This window comes from Lacrimispora sphenoides JCM 1415 (genome assembly GCF_900105615.1).
Taxonomy (GTDB): domain Bacteria; phylum Bacillota; class Clostridia; order Lachnospirales; family Lachnospiraceae; genus Lacrimispora; species Lacrimispora sphenoides.
In genome coordinates this window covers 4,875,975-4,894,993 of the sequence record NZ_LT630003.1, presented here as the reverse complement: position 1 = coordinate 4,894,993, position 19,019 = coordinate 4,875,975, and the positions used below count along the sequence as shown (strand labels likewise).

The following is a 19,019-nucleotide window of genomic DNA, read 5'->3' as shown; positions in this document are numbered from 1 at the left end:
GCTTTTTATAATAATATTTATTTAATTAAATTTTATAAGCGAAGCCCGTTCTCCATAAATATATCCATAAGTGATATTAGGAAACTTTCCTTCCACACTTACTGGAATTTCATAGCCAGTTGCTTCACAGTATTCCCCTAATTTTGATAATTGCGGTTCGCCACTTAAATAAAAAGACGGGAAATAAACATCTGCTACAGTAAAGTAATTATCCTTACTGGTTGGCTCATAAGCTAACCACATTCCATCCACCAAAAACACAGGATAAATATGATTGCCGAAACCAAGTCCATTAGAAGGTAATCCAACACATGCTGCTAATAAATACGCTGCATTTGTATATCCGTTACAATCTGCTTTTCCATCTACCAGGCAGCTGTAAGAATACTGCGTACCATCATGATTCAGATAATCAGCCTTTGTAATTCTCTTTGCAATCTGTATCGCTTTTTCGTAATCAGTTGCATTTCTCCAATCAAAACGGCTTAAGAAGTTCCGAATTTCTATTGCCAGACGTTTCATCTTTTCTTGATCCACCCCCTCCAGTCCTGTAGTAGGATAGTCCGTTAATTTTGCAATAGCAGCCAACTCCTTTCCATCACCAAAATAGTTTAGAGAAAGAGGATCCCTGTTTCTAATGGTAAGATCCAAAGCATACTGCAAATGATTATTGGACTCATAGAAGAAGTTATTCGGATCGCTTTTCCAAGCAGTTGTACCAGTAACCGGACTGGTCACAAACCATTGTTCCATATATCCTTTTAAGGGATATTGAGGATCATAATTATCTGCATTAGCCTTAATTGGTGAGCTGACATACTGTGTCTGCACAACACCATTCACAACCCACGCTCCATCTGAATTAACCGAATAACCGTCAGGAGTGATTGTGTTTGCAAGCATTTTGCCGTTCGCATCAAAGAAGTAGGATTTTCCATCAATCCAATTCCAACCTGTAGCATAAGAGCCAGTATCATTCTGGTATTTCCACACAGCACCTTCCTGCTTCCACTGTCCTGCAAAAGAAGTTATTGCTGATCCAATTATTAATATAACTGATATAGCAGCCGTCGATAATTTCTTTTTCATACTTAATTCCCCCCTTAAAACTTATTTAAAAATTCTCTGTCAATTCCCTATTGTCTATATCGTATCCTTAAACAAAGCTAACGATATGTTATTTTATCATCTCCTCCCGTATGCATATTTATATAGAACTTTTTCGGTATCAAATGTACTTATCTATTAATGTGTAGCTGCGATTTTATTGCTTCCTGTAACAACTGAGAAAAGTTTATATCATGCTCCATCGCAATAGCATTAAGCCATGCCGGAAGAGTTACTGTACGATTAACAGAACGGTTGATTCGTGCCATACGAATGGAAGGCATATAAACGTCAATTAAAACCACTCTTTCATTTTCATGTACTTCTATCTGAGAAAGCGGTGTAGGATCTGGTATATCCTCCTCATCTTCCTCTAAACCATATAAGGCGCAACCAAGTAATTCCCTCGCTGAAAGAAATGCATCATCATCATCTTTTCCACTGGTAGCACAATCCAAATCAGGAAAAATAACTGCTATTTCCTTTCCAGATTCATAAGTAAAAATAGCAGGATAAAAATAACGTTCTGATTTTTTTATGATAAAAGGCCTCCTCTATATATATTTTATCGTGAGAGAATAAGGGCTATTTGAATTTTAACCCTGACTGTCTTTCAATACTTTTTAGAGTTGGGAGCGGAATATCTTTGTCAGGATGTTTTACTGTTGTACGCCCCCTCTTAATTGGATGTTTGTATTGGTGATGACTTCCAGTTACTCCAACCTCATACCATCCATCAACTTCAAGCATTGCAATGACTTCCCGTGATGAATAACTCTTCATGTATTTTCCCTTCTGACATAGTCATTGTAACACACATAATTATATGTGTCAATCAGCACATGTTTTTATGTTTGCAAGAATCGGCCTATATTAAAATTTATTTTCTATTTTTTTCTATCAGTTAAATATTTTCTATTGTCAATGTACAAGATCACAATTTTATCCTCTAACTAAATGGTAAGTCCGGATCTCCCGCTTCATCTGGAATATTTATAAAGCTGCCCCCTACTACATTAGAGGGCTCTGGCCTGGAATTATCAGAAGATGCATTCTTGCTATCAGCAAATTCCTGTTCATCCACAATAATATCTGTTGTATATACTTTATTTCCGTCCTTATTTGTATAACTCCCAGTCTGGATTCTTCCGGAGATCAGTACTCTCATACCCTGGCGAAAATATTTTTCTGTAAACTCTCCTGCTTTGTCAAATGCAACGCAATTGATAAAATCAGCTGTCTGTTCATTACCATCCGGATTCCTGCGGACTCTGCGGTCAACTGCGAGAGTATACCTTGCAACTGCCATAACATGCTCTCCCTGGGAATATCTTACTTCTGGATCACGGGTTAATCTCCCCATTAAAATTACACGATTCATATTTTCCTCCATTCCTCCCTGCCCCTACGGGCAGGGGATATGTATTGTTATTATGTCGTTTTACTGTACCCATTGGCCTTTCTCATTTACTGTATATCCATCTGGTGTAACAGTGCTGATTAAGAGTTTACCTCTTGTTCCATTGGAAACCGGGTTAAAGAAGTACCATGCTCCCTTTACAGTTTGCCCCGTTTCACCGGGTATGTACTGCCACCCGGTAAACATTTGGCCCTGGGTTCCATCCATTGCAGTTTTTAAGTAGTAAGTATTTCCATCTGAATCTGTTTGCCAACCCGTTACCATAAACCCATCCCTGTCAAACCGGAACCAGGAGGCTTTTTCCTGCTCTCCGGTTGCGTATGGGTTACTGATATATGCCCATTCATCTGTATACGTCCGGTTTGACGCAAAGATCCATTTTCCATTTGCCACCTGTGTCCAGGTTCCCGTTACTGCTCCGGGCGGAGCTGCTGACCCCTGAGTATTCCCTGCAGTCGTTACTCCCACGGAGCGGGCACCACTTTTTCCGCCTGAAGAACCACCGCCTCCGCCAGAGCTGCTGGAGGTCGTATTGTCTACTACCTTAAAATTAAGAGTAACAGTTACCGGATCAAACATCCTTCCATCACTTGTATAAGCATAAACCGTTACCGCTATGTTTCCGGTATATGGGGGTTTTGTCATGGCCGCCTTAATCCAGTTCGCCATAACCTCCTGTTTCTCATTAAAAACTACAGGAGTCGCGTATCCATCCTGATCCACAGTAAGGATACTGGCATCAGAGGAACACCATAGAACATTCTTCATATCCTGGATTCCGGAATAAATGGAAGCATTGAATTTCTTGCTTTCAAGTCCTTTCCATGAAAGAACCGGGTTGCTTGATCTTCCCGTCTTTGTGAGTATCAGGTCATATATCTCGCCCTCCCGGTCTGCCTCGATGCATTCTGCCTGGAAGGTTAATGTAACCTTACAGGAAGCAGCTTTCTGGCCATCTTTTGTTACGGCCGTGATCTCCACGTTCTTCTCTGCCCGATAAGGCGCCTTTGAAAGTGCTTTTCTGATCCACGATGCTCCTTCAATCGGTACTACATTCCCTTCCTGATCCACCGTTACTGCTTCCGGATCGGAAGAGGTCCATAAAACGCTGCGGTCATAAGGCTTATGCTCCGTGGTATCCTCCACCTCTGGAAAAACGGCTGCGGACAGTTTTCTCGTTTCAAAACCGATGTTTTGAACCGTTTCGGAATGGATATCCCCTGCCTTCCGATACCCAAGACAATAAGAAAGCGTCGTCTTATCCAGGCTGATCCCTTCCGGAATGATCCTTGTCTGGTCATTGGTTACAAACTTTACGCTTACCTGGCATGTGGCTAAAGCCTGATTTCCAAGCTTGTCCTTCCCTTTTACCGTAACAATCACCTCCCGGCTTCCGGCCCCGGATATCTTTGCATACTTATCACTCTCCCGGATCCCGTTATCCGTTGCCATGATATTTCTTATCCAGGCAGAGTCCTTAAGGACAGAAACTGATGCCTCCCGATAAGCTTCTTGATCCTGAGATACCAGGGCCACTGCCGGGTCCGAGCTTGACCAGGTCACTTCAGCCCTGGAGAAAAAATCCGGTGTAAATGTAGCCGTTAATGACTGGGGAGCCGTTACCGACACTGTTTCCTGCGGATTAGCCCGGTCCCCGGTTAAGGTCCTAGTTACGGTATATGTAAGGGCCTGTTTATCCAGGTTTACTCCCTCCGTTGCCACTAAGGTATTATCCAGGACTTGAAAAGTGACATTGATCCGGCTGTTCGCCGTACAGGGCTTACCTTCAAAGGAGGCGGATGGCCTGGTCTGTGCTGTCAGGACCGCAACGCCGCCGTTCTGGTGCCCAGCTCCATAAATCGTATTGGGGATCTTATACTGATAATTCCCTTCCGCCTGCGTTCTTTCTGCCTCTTCTGTGATGCTTGTAAAAAAGGAGGAAGAAAGGTTTACGGTAAGGCTGGCTGATTTGGCCGTATAGCCATCAGTTCCCTCATCATCGTTTTTCGCCAGGCTGATAAGTTGGGGATCGTCAATGCTCCATTTCACCCGGCCGTCCTCTACGTCATTATTGGCATCAATGATAGCCTTGATATTTACTGGTTGAACTTCGGTTCCCTGATCTAGCACTCCGTTGATATAACGTGCAATGAGCTTCCCTTCCTTATTCCTGATCTCTGTGGTCTTTACTGGGCTTTTCCGGTTACCTGTCCTGGTCTGTACTACTGCAAAAGAATAATCCTCTGGTTCTACCTTGATGGACACAGCCACTTTCTTATAAAACGCTGATACAGATATATCCTCCTGCGGCATCGAAAAGGTATAGGCATGGCTGCTATCCGAATAGGTAGTACTCTTCTTTACTCCTTTACTGTTTGCGTAAGTTGGGGTACCTTCCATCTGGAACTTTTCTGTATTCGTATTCTTTGGAGCTGTTGTTACGCTTACCGTTGTCCCGGCTGCAATGGCCCCCCGATGTTCCTTATCAAGAGGTCTGGAGTACTGGGAACTCCCCCTAATCTCCAGGGTTGCGACATCGTAAAAGTTCTGACTATTTGCAACCGTGTCGATCTGATTCACATTTATCAGATATCCTCTCACGGGACGCCCCAGGGAATTTGGGGCAAAATGATCCAAAATGTAATCCCCGCTTTCCTTATCCCTGACGGTCAGAATGCCGTTTTCTAATTCTTCGTAAAAATACCGGTCTGATATGGTCTTTTTAGATCCCCCCTGCACCAGGGTATAATATATATCCCCGGTATGCCAGTAGCCTACATGCGCAGCATAGGTATAGTCGTTATCATCACCGATCTCTGATCCGCATACATTGGCGCTGATCTTGCTTTCAGAATCTGTAAACAAATAGGCTACATCTTCTATGTAATTAAAGTTTGTTGCGGCTCCCTGCCTGGTTCCTATAAAGGTCCCCTCTCTTGCTAAGGAGCCAAGCTGAGAGTTTCCGATGATACCCTCAAAACGTGCCACTTTAAGTTTCCCGGCCGCATATCTTCCAGTGATTCCTCCGATAGCCGTTGAATGGTAGCCGCCGATGGTTCCGCTTACATGTGTATTGTAGATATAGGCTGCATTCTGGTATCCGACGATCCCGCCGATATATCCAGTCCCCTGGATTCTGGCCGTGGTTCCGTCCCCTGTGGAAACATTAGAATCCACGATATAGGAATCCGATGCAATCCCGGCGATCCCTCCAACATAAATCACATCTGTTCCGCCGGTGGCATCAATCATCATCTTTTCACAAATAGCATTTTCAATGACGGTACCGCTGATCTCTCCTGCGATTCCACCGGCAATGCCGCTAGAGCGGATATAGGCATTTTTCACAGTCACATTTCGGATCTTGGAATTCTCCGCATATCCGGCCACAACTCCGGTCCGGTCCTTTCCCTTTATCTCGTTGCTGTCCGGTATGATAGTCATGTCATAAATCCCCCCATCCGAGACTGCTCCGAACAGCCCTACATTGTTATAATTGGCAAAGGAATTAAGCTTTAAGTTCTTAATGGTATATCCGTTTCCGTCAAACTCACCACTAAAAGGATAAGGGACCTCACCGGCATTTTCAGAGGAATCCCTGTAAAAACCGATGGGTATCCAATCCACTCCCTGTAAATCAATGTTTCCTCCCAGGGCAAAATAGCATCCGGAATAGTCACCGGCATATTTCGTCACTCCTGATTCTGGAACCATCATTCCCATGGCGGTCAGCTCAGAGAGGCCCATAAGCTGTTCTCTGTTCTTAATAAGAAAGGGTTTTTCTTTTGTACCTTCTCCCTGGCTTCCGTCCAAAAATTCAAAGCTGGTCTTCCCCGTCCAGGCATCCCAAATATCTCCCAGGGAGCTGAAAGCTGTGGTCGTTACCGCTATTTTAGTAGGAAGGATTGTAGGAGCATCTTTTGGTTTTTCTTCCGCTTCAGAAGGAGTGGTTTCTCTTAACTCATCATCCATCTTTTCATCTGTTTCTAAAACGGATTCCAGATCCTCGCTGGTTTCTTTCTCTTCCTCTATCTCCTCATTGTCTTCCGTATCCCAGTACGCCTCAGATGGAGTAGCTGTCTGAACTGTTTTTTCTACAATCCGCCCATTCTCCGCATATACTGCCCATGATGGCAATGTACTCATAACCATAGTTGTACAAAGCAAATAGGCGACTCCTTTCATTCTTTTTTTCATATTCATTTTCCTTTCTCTATATTTTATTATCTCGTATACTTTGTTTCCTGGTATTTTCTCAACCAGTCTATCTGCTCTTTATCTTCCAGTTCTCTCTGCTCCGGATTCACTGCAAGAATACGGCCAAAAAAGAAACCAGATAGTGGCAATACTACAAGTTCTAACAAAATAATAATGATTCCCATAGATCCTCCTATCCCTGGGGAATTGCCATGGCTGGCCGGATTCCATAGCTCGTTTCTTTTACACTTACCGGCTGGATATTACCATCTACCAGGCTGACGGCATAAATTCCGTCTCCATAAAGAAAATCATTTAGTCCACCATCCTGCGGGTTACGGAGATAATATCCTTTGGAATAAGCGGAAACCTGTGATCCCGGATTGTTGGTTTCACTTCCATTAAACCGCCAGAGAACCTCCCGATACTTAAGTGCCTCTTCCACTGACAAAATGAATACTTTATCCTGCAAAAGCTGAAACATCTCTTTCATAGCCATTAGGCTGTTATCATTGAACTGTTCATAGCTTCCCTTCCAGGTGGCACCTATATATGACCTGGTGATCCCGATATAAGTTTCATGGACAAAATCAGCTTCCGCATGATTCAGAAGCCATTTCCGGATCTCTGAGTATTTATAATTGTTATTAGATCCAAAACTCAGTTTATTTTCCGCTTTAGGTGTGTCTGACCGGATCACACTGTCACATAGAAATAATGCCGTCCGCTGGCTGTTACCCATTACATCCTCATAATCTTCATCGACACAGCGGAACATATAGACTTTGTTACCAATGGTCCGGGCCTGTACATCTCCGATGCTGTAATGCATGGTTTTCGGTATTTCACAGGCTGGCCTATAACATACTTCACAAATTTCGTCATGATCAAAATCCACATGGCCGGTCGCTGGCAGTATGACAGTTTCTTCTTTTCCGCACTTCTGGCATCGGACCGTTTCATGACCGTTTTCTATACATGAGGTATTGACCTTATCTGTAACCTGAAAATCGTGGCTGCAGGTGCTTTCATCATAAGCTTTTTCAAACCCAACCCTCACAATCGTATATTTTTCATCAGCAATGTTGAATTCGTCCATGACCAGTTCAGATAGATTCTTAATGTTTTGGAATATCTGACTTATGAGCACAGTACTTGGCACATGCCCCTTTGCTATGAGATAGACTTCTTTCCGTTCCGTGCCATCAGCCATTGACACCAGATTAAGAAGCCTTTCATTGCTTTCCTCTATGCTCTTAGTAATAAGCTGCTGATTTGATGGCTCCTGACCGCTAAGCATGATATCTGCATCTTTAGCAATTCCAAGCCATTTTTCCTGCTTGGCCTTGGCCTCATAATCCGGATCCTCCTCTTCTTGGAGGTAATCTCCTTTCTCATACTCAATATAGTATTTCTGAGTTCCATTGCCGCTTACAATGACACTCCACGGACTTGAAACAAGGGAATGATAATAATACCGATCTGATCCCAGTATGATTTCTGGAAAATCAACCACAAGGAGCCTGTTCTCTTCTGTCTGACCCTGCTGGACTTTCAAAATCTCGTTGCTGCGATTTCCCTTTTCAACAAAATAAAGGTTCCAGTCAACCCTTCGTGCTTCTGAAGGGGAGGCCACGCTTTCTTTCTCGTAATAGACATTTAATAGCATATGATCATCGGTCAATTTAAAACTGTCCTTTTGACCATCGCAAGGCTTATAGCCATCAATAACCGGCCGCGTGATAGCAATCAGCTCTCCTTCCGTCCCTGCACCTGCCACGACCTGTAATATGGTCTTATCCTTAACAGCCATATACCGTACCGTGAATCTGTACTGCTTTCTTTCCTCCTCTGGCTCATTGGTTCCCCCCGAAGGTTTCTCTGCCTCCTGAGTCCCTGGAACAGCTTCTGATTCTCCTACACATGGTATAGAATCTTTGGGGCCACTGTCCGGCTTAATGTCCTTTTCTGGTTTTGTACTGCTTCCCCGGCTCCCTGATCCTCCACCCCCGGAACTTTTTCCGGAAAGTTTACTTTTCGAAGCTGCGTCTTTCGCAAAAACAGTCTGTATCCCTTTTCCAGGTACATATTGTACTGTACCGTCTTCATCAGTCCAGGCTCCAGCGTAATCTACGGGATACCCATCTGGCGTTTTTTCATTTATGAACAGGGCTCCTTTAGGATGATTATTCTCAGATCGGTCAGACAGGTAATAGCAACGCCCATCAATCCATTGCCAGCCGGTTAGCATTTTTCCCTTCGTCCCGTCAGAGTCAGGGCTTAAAAAATACCATTTGCCATCAATCAGTCTCCAGCCAGTAACCATATAGCCAGTATCATCAAAGTAATACCAAGCCCCGTCAATCAGCCTCCAGGCATTCTTCTCATAAATCTTGTTATCCTCATAGATCCAATGGTTATCCTTCTGTATCCAAGCACCATAGCTTGGAATTGGAACAGAAACTACCGCTAGAGTAGCACTTAATAAAGCTAAACTTTTTCTTTTATTCATTGATAATTTCATCACTCCTTACTATTTGATTTTTCTCCTACCAAGCAGACTTTTTTGATTAAACTCTTATATTCAATAAAGAACTTTCAAGCACTGCAATTTTTCCGTATTAAATAGGATTTAGATATACTGCAGTTCATACAGTCTGTTCGCTCAAGAAGGGATATATGGCTCCTGCAGGGGTTAAGCCCTCAGGTTGGTCCCAGTAAAAAAGTAGACTTATAGAGATAAATTCTATTGCTATGAAATGTAATGGAGAAGTTAATATAATCCAAAAGAAGTAGCACCTGAATTGCCAGAATAACAGATAATCATATCACATGAAAGTTCATGTCTTTTGTAAAGACAACGCTTCGATAAATTTTATATCCACATAACATTGGTTACTCCAAATACCAGGATCAATTAAATGCTATCAAAGCCACCAACCTATTGGTAACTAAATTTCTAATAAATAAGTAAAATTGCTCTAAGTAATATGCAAAAATGTAATGCATAAACTTTAAAATACGCTTATAACGGAATTAAGTGAAATCAGAATATAAAGATATGATTAAGAACTTAGAAAATAACAGAAGGTAAATATACCATCACAGGAACATTAAAACATACTGAATAAGTTCCTCCAGTCTATGTAAAAACAAACAGAAATAAATGAAACCTACAAAATACAATTTTAACAATGGAATTAAACGAATGGGATCATAGAACATGAATTCAGATATGAAAAACAGATGCCTGCCAGATAATTATATGATACCAGAAACATATTTGAATAAGTTGGTTTAAATAATATTCATTGCAAGTCCATTGCAATACAAGTATTCAAGATGCTCCTTCCAAAATAGATCATAAAGATATAAAAACAAAAAGTCCATTTATCGATGACGAATCATCAAATGACCCAAATAAAACCTTATACCATATACGATTGAACAATATACTAAACGGGAATATTTGTCGATACTGACTTGAAAAATCAAATGATTGCTGTATAACTGTTTTCAACAGTCCCAACAGCATGCTTCCATATAACAAGAATTGAAAAACGACCAGGCATTTACTCCTGCAATTATCAGAGATTATAACGAACCAACTAAAGAGACTAAACCACCTGATTCTCCAACCATTACAAACTCTTCTGCCATGCAAATCTGCCTTTAGCAATTGGACGCCCCATTTAAAGAAAAAACTCCCTGCAATGCAAGGAGTCTTCTAACCGTACATTTATCATATCAAACGGTAAGAGGATTCCATCCAAACTGCATACTGTTACCCGGCAACGAAACACTACGAACATTGCTTCCTGCCTACTATGACAGTATACAACAAACCGTTCAGAAAATCAACAGGCTCAAGCAGAATATATGAAAGCTATATTCTAAATCAAGATCCCCCTCTCATAACGTCTCATAGTAATCCCTTATTAGGGCATACCATACAGCTCATAATATACTCAGGCTGGCATAGAATCCGATTCCGGTCAATCTATCAGCAGTTCATCGACCGTAACAAAGGTATATCCCTGCTTTGTCAAAGTATCAATTACCTCCAGGGCTGCTTCCACTGAAGTCGGGTACACATCATGAAGAAGGATAATATCTCCAGGCTCCACGCGCTTTACAATATAACGCACTACCTTTTTGACGCTTTTTGTCTTCCAGTCTAGAGGATCTAAGTTCCAGAGCACAACCGTCATGTCGGTTGTACACTCCAATTCTTCATTCCATGAACCATAAGGCGGCCGCAGATACTCAGGTCTTGTACCGGTAATCTCTTCGATCTGTCGGTTATTCTGTTCTATTTGCTGGCAAGCAATTAACACAGATTCCTTGCTCATCTGCACATGAGTATATCCATGATTCCCGATTAAATGTCCATCCTCTTTCATCTGTTTCAAAATGGCCTCTTTCCCCTCCACATTTTCTCCAAGAATAAAAAATGTGGCATGGACCCCTCTCTTGCGAAGCCCGTCAAGAAGTCTTGGCGTATAAACGGAATGAGGGCCGTCATCAAAGGTCAATGCAATCTGCTTATCCCCAGAAAACTGCCTCCTGACCTCATCTCTTGCCTCTGCATCCGCACCCACAGGAAGGAACAGGGTACTCTTTGCCTCTGTGTATGATTGGTGCATAGCTTTTATAAATATAATATCCAATATAAAAACAACCAGTAAACAGGCCACTTTCCATTTCATTTTCATTTTCCCATAAGCCCAGCTTTCTGCCATTATTAATAAACCTATGGAGTAATAGAGAAAAATAAAACCAAAACATTTCTGCCTTTTTCTATCTTTTCCCTTATATGATCTTATCCTGAGGGCTTATCCGCAATAAAGAGGATTTTGTATACAATCTCACAAACATTGAATCAATCCATATTCCGCCTCTTCCCTATTCCCAGATATCTGGCATCTGCAAAGCCATGGAAAGCATCACCAGACCAGCAAAAAAGGACTGTTCCCATCTTTTAATGAGAACAGCCCTTAAAGCTTACATAGAAATCGAAGCTTTTCTTAAGCCATGCAAACGTTAACTGCCTGCAGGCCACGGTTTCCTTCTGTTGTTTCATAAGTTACTTTCTGGCCTTCTTCCAGAGTCTTGTAACCATCAGCAACGATGCCAGAGAAGTGTACGAAAACTTCTTCGCCTGTTGCGTCATTTACGATGAAACCATATCCCTTAGCACCATTAAACCATTTTACTGTACCGTTGTTCATAACGTGTACCTCCTATAAAATAAAATATATTTGATATATCGCCTGAAACAAAAAATCACATATTTTTGTAAATCATCATCCGAAAATAATGACTTACAAAAATATGTGAAATCATAACTCCATTCGATAATACACGTACATTCTACCCTGAATTTACAAAATTGTCAAGACTATTCTGTTATTTTACACTAGAAAAGGACAGGGTTTTGTCCCCATTTAAAAGGTACAAACCCTGTCCAAAATAATCATAAAATAAAATTATTTTAAAGTAACTTTAGCGCCTTCAGCCTCTAAAGAAGTCTTGATCTGCTCAGCCTCTTCCTTGGAAGCGCCAGCCTTTACTACCTTAGGAGCTCCATCAACTACGTCTTTAGCTTCCTTTAAGCCTAAGCCAGTAGCTTCACGAACAACTTTGATAACTTTAACCTTGTTAGGACCAACTTCGGTTAATTCTACGTCGAATTCAGTCTTCTCTTCTTCTGCTGCTGCAGGACCTGCTGCTGCAACTACTACGCCTGCTGCTGCAGATACACCAAATTCTTCCTCACATGCCTTTACTAATTCATTTAATTCTAATACAGATAATTCTTTGATCGCTTCGATAAATTCAGCTGTTGTTAACTTTGCCATGATAATATACCTCCGTATTTAATATGTTTTTTAAGGAAGTTCGATTCGCCTTATAGCTCACCGAACGGCTAATTTTCTAAGTCCAGGTATGCTTTGCTTACCTTTATTAAAAATCTTATGCCTCTGCTGCTTCTCCGCCCTGAGCATCTGCAATCTGCTTGAGAACGCGAGCAATGTTTGTGATAGGAGACTGGATGCTTCCAAGCAACTTTCCAAGAAGGATATCCCTGGAAGGAATGCTGGAGATCTTCTCCATACCTTTTGCATCATAATAAGCGCCTTCTACAACGCCGCCCTTAATCTCTAAGGCTGGAGCTGTTTTTGCAAACTCAGCCAGGACTCTTGCCGGAGCTGTTGCATCTGTCTTGGAAACAGCGATAGCTGTAGGTCCTTCCAGATTAGGTTCCAGAGCCTCAAATGCTGTACCCTGAGCTGCAAAACGGATCATTGTATTCTTATATACTTTGTAGGAAACGCCAGCCTCTCTTAATTTCTTACGAAGTGCTGTATCCTGAGCAACTGAGATACCACGGTAATCTACAACTACCGCTGACTCAGCGCCATCAAGTAATTCTTTGATCTCGCTTACAACTGGCTGCTTTAATTCAACTTTTGCCATTATGGTTTACCTCCTGTTTAGTCTGAGCCTCCCGGTTTCCCGCAAGGCCCGCTCGTATAAACCGCAAAGAAAAACCCCTCCGCCGGATGGACGGAGAGGTCTACAATTCATTTACATAAAATGATTCTTGTACATTCCTCGGCAGGCGTTAACACCTTATGCCTTGCGGCACCTGCTGTCTTCGGCAGTCAATACTTGCATAGTATAACATTATTTATAATTAATGTCAACCACAAAACAAAATTAGTTCATTAACTTAGCTACGTTCAGTTTTACGCCAGGTCCCATAGTGGAAGCCAGTGTAACACTCTTTAAGTAGGCACCCTTAACTGCACTTGGTCTTGCTTTGACGATTGCATCAACAAGCGTCTGGAAGTTGTCCGCTAACTGTTCTTCTGTAAAAGAAGCTTTTCCAACTGGCACGTGGATAATATTTGTCTTATCAAGTCTGTACTCAACCTTACCAGCTTTGATATCGTTGATTGCTTTTGTTACGTCCATGGTAACAGTACCAGCTTTTGGGTTTGGCATTAAGCCCTTTGGTCCCAGGACACGTCCCAGACGACCAACAACACCCATCATATCTGGTGTAGCAACAACTACATCAAATTCCAACCAGCCTTCGTTCTGGATCTTCGGAATCAGTTCCTCAGCTCCAACAAAGTCTGCGCCTGCGGCCAGTGCTTCATCAGCCTTTGGCCCCTTAGCGAAAACTAAGATACGAACAGTCTTACCTGTACCGTGGGGAAGTACAACTGCACCACGGATCTGCTGGTCTGCGTGACGTCCGTCACAACCGGTTCTGATATGAGCTTCTATGGTTTCATCAAATTTAGCACTTGCATTCTGCTTAACTAAAGAGATTGCTACTGGTGCATCGTAGAGAACAGAACGATCTACTGTTTTAGCTGCCTCTGCGTATCTTTTTCCTCTTTTCATTCTAAATAACCTCCTAGTGGTATTGTCGGGGATTTTCCCTCCCACGTTCTTAAAACTTCATTAACTGCGATATTATAAGGAAGTTCGATTCACCTAACGGCTCGTCGAACGGCTATTTTCTAATTTCAAGCCGCACTTACGCTTGCTTTCATTAAGTAAAATATGCCAAGAAAATTATGCTTCAACTACTGTGATACCCATACTTCTTGCGGTACCAGAGACCATGCTCATAGCTGCCTCAACAGATGCAGCATTTAAATCAGGCATCTTAAGTTCAGCGATCTTCTGTAATTCAGCCTTAGTAATTGTAGCTACCTTTGTCTTATTAGGAACCGCAGATCCGGATTTGATCTTGCAGGCCTTCTTTAATAATACAGCAGCCGGTGGAGTCTTGGTTATGAAGCTGAAGCTTCTGTCAGCATAAACAGTGATAACAACCGGGATGATCAAGTCTCCCTGATCAGCTGTTCTTGCGTTAAATTCCTTTGTAAACTGTACGATGTTTACACCATGCTGTCCAAGTGCCGGACCTACAGGAGGAGCTGGTGTAGCCTTTCCTGCTGGAATCTGCAATTTGATATATCCTGTTACTTTCTTTGCCATAATAAGGCACCTCCTAAATAATGTGGTATTGTCGGGGATTTCCCTCCCACGAGCTTATACACAGGTATAAGCCGCTTTTACTTGTTACATCTTTTTCACTTCGCTGAAGTTTAATTCTACCGGAGTCTCCCGGCCGAACATTTCAACGCTCATGGTGATGGTTTTCTTACTTTCGTTGATGGACTTGATGGCACCAACCGTATCTTTCCATGCACCGGAAGTTACCACAACGGTATCTCCCACTTCAAAGCCAATGATGACCTCTTCGTTCTTGAACCCAAGTTTCTCCATCTCTTCTTCTGTCAGAGGAACCGGTTTTGATCCAGGGCCTACAAAGCCTGTCACTCCACGGGTATTACGCACCACATACCATGTGTCGTCATTCATGACCATGTGAATCAGTACGTAGCCGGGAAACATCTTTTTATCCGCCTTCTTCTCAACGCCATTCTTCAGTTCAATGACAGATTCAAGCGGAACCGATACTTCCAGAATCTGATCCTGTAAGTTTCTGTTTTCGATTGTTTTCTCAATGTCAACCTTTACTTTGTTCTCATAACCTGAATAGGTATGAACTACATACCAATGTGCTTCTGACATAAACTCACCTTAACCCTTACGAATTATAAGATAAAACTGAGACCAAACTTGATGATCAGATCAAGAATTCCGATAATCAGTCCTAAAGCAATCGCTGAAGAAATGACAGCGATCGTCTGTTTCGTTACGGTTTCTTTGTCAGGCCAAACGATTTTTGCAAACTCAGATTTTAAACCCTTAAAAAAGCTTTTCTTCTGAGCACTCTCGTTGTTCACTGTATCTCCCATAATTTCACGTCCTTTACAAACTGATTACTTTGTTTCCTTGTGCATTGTATGGCTCTTACAGAATCTGCAGTACTTCTTGGTTTCCATTCTGTCCGGATGAGTCTTCTTATCCTTGGTCATGTTGTAATTACGCTGTTTGCATTCTGTACATGCCAGTGTGATTTTTGTGCGCACGACTTCCACCTCCACTTAAATTTTCATTGTTGTGTTTTAAGTCCCTTTTTCTGCTGCAAGCAATTTTGAGCATAAAAAAAAGACCTAAGCTCTTCCATTCGCCCAATTACTATAACATACAGACCAGGATTCGTCAATCTTTTTTTCTGAAAAACAATGATATTTACGGTATTTCGTCATTATATCATGTAGGCAAAAAAATTGCAAGTCCGGTTTGAAGGATTTCATGGATTTTTAAATCGGTTCCAGCCGGACCTGCTTCTATAACAATACATATTCTGTACTTTTTTGCTATGGCCTTACAGGTGTTCCGTCAGGAAGTCTTGAAAAGAGCCAGCCATGGTCCATATCCACCGCAGGATACTTTTCAGCCGCTTTTTCATCAAAACCGACTCCAATTCCCGGCTTGCCGTTTACATAGGCATATCCTTCTCTGATCTCCGGACAGCCCGGGAATACCTCCTGCTCCGCTTCACTGAAGCCGGAAAATTCCTGTATTCCGAAATTGTGGCTGTTTAAATCCAGATGCATTTGCACTGCCATTCCAATCGGAGATAAGTCATTTGGCCCATGCCATGCTGTCCGCACTCCGTAAGCCTCACAAAAATGTGCCAGCTTTCTGGCAGGGGTCAGTCCTCCGATATCACTTAAATGGACTCTCATATAATCGATCCATTGATTTTGTACGATGGACTTCCATTCATTGGGATTGGTAAACAACTCTCCCATGGCCAGAGGAAGTATGGTATGGTGCCGCAGGGTCTTAAAGAACTCCACGTGCTCCGGTGCAAGAGAATCTTCCAGGAAAAACAGCTTGTACTGCTCCATCTCCCGGGCAAATTCCAGAGACTCCGCAAAGCTCAGGCGTTCATGAACATCATGCATAAGTTCCACTTCCCAGCCAATATCGCTGCGAACCCGGTCAAACAGCTTATAAACGCTTTGCATGTACATTCTCGGGTGGAAATATGCTCCCTCCGGTGCATGATCAGGCTTTACGATTCTCTGTATTTTTCCGTCGAAGTTACCGCCATAGGTACCCATATGACATCTGATGTAACGGTATCCTTCCGCCATATACCCGCGAATGCATTCTTCCACCTCTTCGATGGAGCTTCCATCCGCATGCCTGTAAACTGCGATTCCTTCCCGGCACTTTCCACCCAGCAGGCTGTAAAGCGGCATATTGGCCCGTTTTGCCTTAATGTCCCACAACGCCTCATCAACCCCGGAAATGGCATTGTTCAAAACAGGACCATTTCTCCAGTAAGAGCTTCCCATCATGGTCTGCCAGATCCCTTCGATGTCATCCACAGGCATTCCCTTGAGCATGGGACGCAGATATTCTTCAATGGCTGTCACCACCGCCTTATGTCTCCACGTAAATGTAGCGCACCCATATCCGTACAGCTCCGGCTCCGTCGTTTCCACCTTTACCACAACCAGGTTGATATTTCTTGGAGCTGTTACAAAAACTTTGATGTCATGGATTTTTATTTGATCCATTTTTAGTACCTCCGTAAGTCATATTCTCTGCATATCAGCTCTTTACAGCTCCTCCGGTCATTCCAGCAATAAAATACTTCTGGAAACTTACAAAAAGAATTACCAAAGGAAGACTGGATATGCTGGATGCTGCCATTAGGTCATTCCATTTAATTTGATATTGGGAATTTAAGGAAATGATCCCAACAGTGAGCGTTTTTAATTCATCCTTGGATACCAGGACAGAAGAAAACATATATTCATTCCAGCCGTTAAACAGTACAAACATGGCTACCGCCGCAATTCCCGGAACGATCAGCGGAAGGATAATATTCCAAAAGATCCGGAAGCTGGAAGCCCCATCCACCCGTGCCGCCTCATCAAGTTCCAGGGGTATGGTCTTAAAGTAAGATACAATCATCCATGTACTGAAGGCTATATTGGTAGCCGCATAAACGACGACCAGGCCAAGCAGGGAGTTAACAAGATTATACCTGGAAAGCACCGCGTAAAAAGGCACCACCAGCATGACTCCCGGAAACATCTGCGTAATAAGAAGAAAGCTCATCAGCTGTTTTCTTCCTTTAAACCGGAACCTAGTCACCCCATATCCTGCCAGGCATGCACAGGCCACACAGATCACCATGGCGGAAAGGCAGACCACCAAGCTGTTTAAGGTCATGCGTCCAAAATTATAAGTATTGAAGAATTTCCGGAAGGAATCCAGTGAAAACGGATCCGGAATCCATTTAGGCTGAGGATAATACGTCTGGGGCTCCGTTTTAAAAGCAGTGGATATCATCCATAAAACCGGGACTACGATAAAAGAAGCCATAAAAATTAGTACGGCATAGGTAGCAGCCAAATTATATTTTTTCTTTTTTGATCTACTCATTTTCCTTTGTCACCACCTTACTCACCAGACTGATCAAATAGCAAATGAAAAACACCAGGATACCCCAGGCAGACGCCTTTCCAAATCTTAAATCATTGAACGCTGTTCCATAGATGCTTAAGCTGATCAAATTGGTGGCAGTTCCCGGGCCGCCTGCTGTCATGGTATAAACCAGGGTATACTGCTTGAACCACCATACGCAGTCCAGGATCAAAACCGTAGTCAGAATAGGCTTTAAGGACGGAACAGTAATGTACCGGAATTGAGCCAATTTGCTGGCGCCATCGATTTTTGCCGCCTCATAATAGTCCTTGGATATGCTTTGCAAACCTGCCAGGATCATGGTCATGACCAGGGGAAATCCCTTCCAGATGCAGACAAAGACAACTGCCGGAAAGGCCAGCTCCTTGCTGCCCAGCCAGGAAATATTCGTAGATATAAGCCCAAGTCCTTTCAGCGCACTGTTTAAGATTCCATACATGGGATTCATAATCCAGGTAAATAAAAGTGCCACAACCGCTTCCGGGAAAAACCATGGCAGCATAAAAATCACCCGGAAAACAGTTCTTCCTTTAAATTCCCGGTTAAGCAAAGTTGCCAGGATAAACCCCAAAATGAAATGTCCCGCTACGACCAAAATCATAAACATGGTCGTCAGCATAACCGACTGGTAAAAGGCCGCTTCTTTAAATGCCGCTATGTAATATTTAAAACCTACAAAATTCCATTTCGTCACCAGGTTCGTGTTGAAAAAGCTGATATAGAACCCATAAACCATAGGATAAATGATAAGGGCAGCCAGCATGACGACAATCGGAAGCGTAAAGTAATATCCTTGCCTTTGGGACTTTACTTTTATTTGAGCAATTCCACTTTTGTTCATGAAATTCAT

19 protein-coding genes and 1 other annotated feature are annotated in these 19,019 nt (G+C 42.6%); all 19 genes read right to left on the bottom strand.

Annotated elements, in window-relative coordinates:
- Positions 1–21: 21 nt before the first annotated feature.
- Complete coding sequence (locus BMX69_RS22100; RefSeq protein ID WP_054790781.1) at positions 22–1,089, bottom strand: transglutaminase-like domain-containing protein; 1,068 nt, start codon at positions 1,087–1,089, stop codon at positions 22–24.
- 149 nt (positions 1,090–1,238) lie between these two features.
- Positions 1,239–1,565, bottom strand: a complete 327-nt coding sequence (locus BMX69_RS22095) for a type II toxin-antitoxin system HicB family antitoxin (protein ID WP_408610318.1) — start codon at positions 1,563–1,565, stop codon at positions 1,239–1,241.
- Between the two features lie 127 nt (positions 1,566–1,692).
- Entirely contained in the window at positions 1,693–1,890 is a 198-nt protein-coding gene (locus BMX69_RS22090) for a type II toxin-antitoxin system HicA family toxin (protein ID WP_100043538.1), read from the bottom strand.
- A 166-nt stretch (positions 1,891–2,056) separates the two neighbouring features.
- Positions 2,057–2,488, bottom strand: coding sequence for a single-stranded DNA-binding protein (locus BMX69_RS22085; protein WP_100043537.1), 432 nt, complete (start codon positions 2,486–2,488; stop codon positions 2,057–2,059).
- A 60-nt stretch (positions 2,489–2,548) separates the two neighbouring features.
- Positions 2,549–6,724: an Ig-like domain-containing protein gene (locus BMX69_RS22080; RefSeq protein WP_100043536.1), complete on the bottom strand. Its 4,176-nt coding sequence runs from the start codon at positions 6,722–6,724 to the stop codon at positions 2,549–2,551.
- A gap of 26 nt (positions 6,725–6,750) precedes the next feature.
- Positions 6,751–6,909: a hypothetical protein gene (locus tag BMX69_RS24260; RefSeq protein WP_157724447.1), complete on the bottom strand. Its 159-nt coding sequence runs from the start codon at positions 6,907–6,909 to the stop codon at positions 6,751–6,753.
- Positions 6,910–6,917: 8 nt separating this feature from the next.
- Complete coding sequence (locus BMX69_RS22075; RefSeq protein WP_160117896.1) at positions 6,918–9,236, bottom strand: DUF6273 domain-containing protein; 2,319 nt, start codon at positions 9,234–9,236, stop codon at positions 6,918–6,920.
- Between the two features lie 1,483 nt (positions 9,237–10,719).
- Entirely contained in the window at positions 10,720–11,439 is a 720-nt protein-coding gene (locus BMX69_RS22070) for a polysaccharide deacetylase family protein (protein ID WP_054790845.1), read from the bottom strand.
- A gap of 312 nt (positions 11,440–11,751) precedes the next feature.
- The gene (locus tag BMX69_RS22065) at positions 11,752–11,955 is read right to left on the bottom strand and encodes a cold-shock protein (protein WP_013271149.1); all 204 of its coding nucleotides are present in this window, start codon (positions 11,953–11,955) and stop codon (positions 11,752–11,754) included.
- Between the two features lie 258 nt (positions 11,956–12,213).
- Positions 12,214–12,585 carry a 50S ribosomal protein L7/L12 gene (gene rplL / locus BMX69_RS22060; protein WP_025231174.1) on the bottom strand — a complete coding sequence of 124 codons (372 nt, stop codon included), beginning with the start codon at positions 12,583–12,585 and terminating at the stop codon, positions 12,214–12,216.
- A 115-nt stretch (positions 12,586–12,700) separates the two neighbouring features.
- Entirely contained in the window at positions 12,701–13,204 is a 504-nt protein-coding gene (gene rplJ, locus BMX69_RS22055) for a 50S ribosomal protein L10 (protein ID WP_054790773.1), read from the bottom strand.
- Positions 13,205–13,263: 59 nt separating this feature from the next.
- Positions 13,264–13,407 (bottom strand) — a sequence feature (ribosomal protein L10 leader region).
- A gap of 40 nt (positions 13,408–13,447) precedes the next feature.
- Entirely contained in the window at positions 13,448–14,143 is a 696-nt protein-coding gene (gene rplA, locus BMX69_RS22050; protein WP_025231172.1) for a 50S ribosomal protein L1, read from the bottom strand.
- A 174-nt stretch (positions 14,144–14,317) separates the two neighbouring features.
- Positions 14,318–14,746: a 50S ribosomal protein L11 gene (gene rplK / locus BMX69_RS22045; RefSeq protein WP_025231171.1), complete on the bottom strand. Its 429-nt coding sequence runs from the start codon at positions 14,744–14,746 to the stop codon at positions 14,318–14,320.
- An 84-nt stretch (positions 14,747–14,830) separates the two neighbouring features.
- Positions 14,831–15,346 carry a transcription termination/antitermination protein NusG gene (gene nusG, locus BMX69_RS22040; protein ID WP_054790771.1) on the bottom strand — a complete coding sequence of 172 codons (516 nt, stop codon included), beginning with the start codon at positions 15,344–15,346 and terminating at the stop codon, positions 14,831–14,833.
- Positions 15,347–15,369: 23 nt separating this feature from the next.
- Positions 15,370–15,573 carry a preprotein translocase subunit SecE gene (secE, locus tag BMX69_RS22035; RefSeq protein ID WP_025231169.1) on the bottom strand — a complete coding sequence of 68 codons (204 nt, stop codon included), beginning with the start codon at positions 15,571–15,573 and terminating at the stop codon, positions 15,370–15,372.
- A gap of 24 nt (positions 15,574–15,597) precedes the next feature.
- Positions 15,598–15,747, bottom strand: coding sequence for a 50S ribosomal protein L33 (gene rpmG / locus BMX69_RS22030; RefSeq protein WP_013271142.1), 150 nt, complete (start codon positions 15,745–15,747; stop codon positions 15,598–15,600).
- Positions 15,748–16,038: 291 nt separating this feature from the next.
- On the bottom strand, positions 16,039–17,253 hold the full coding sequence (locus BMX69_RS22025; RefSeq protein WP_054790770.1) for an enolase C-terminal domain-like protein: 1,215 nt from the start codon (positions 17,251–17,253) through the stop codon (positions 16,039–16,041).
- 34 nt (positions 17,254–17,287) lie between these two features.
- The gene (locus tag BMX69_RS22020; protein WP_100043534.1) at positions 17,288–18,127 is read right to left on the bottom strand and encodes a carbohydrate ABC transporter permease; all 840 of its coding nucleotides are present in this window, start codon (positions 18,125–18,127) and stop codon (positions 17,288–17,290) included.
- On the bottom strand, positions 18,120–19,019 hold the full coding sequence (locus BMX69_RS22015) for a carbohydrate ABC transporter permease (RefSeq protein WP_174715192.1): 900 nt from the start codon (positions 19,017–19,019) through the stop codon (positions 18,120–18,122). Before BMX69_RS22015 ends, BMX69_RS22020 begins: the two co-directional genes overlap by 8 nt.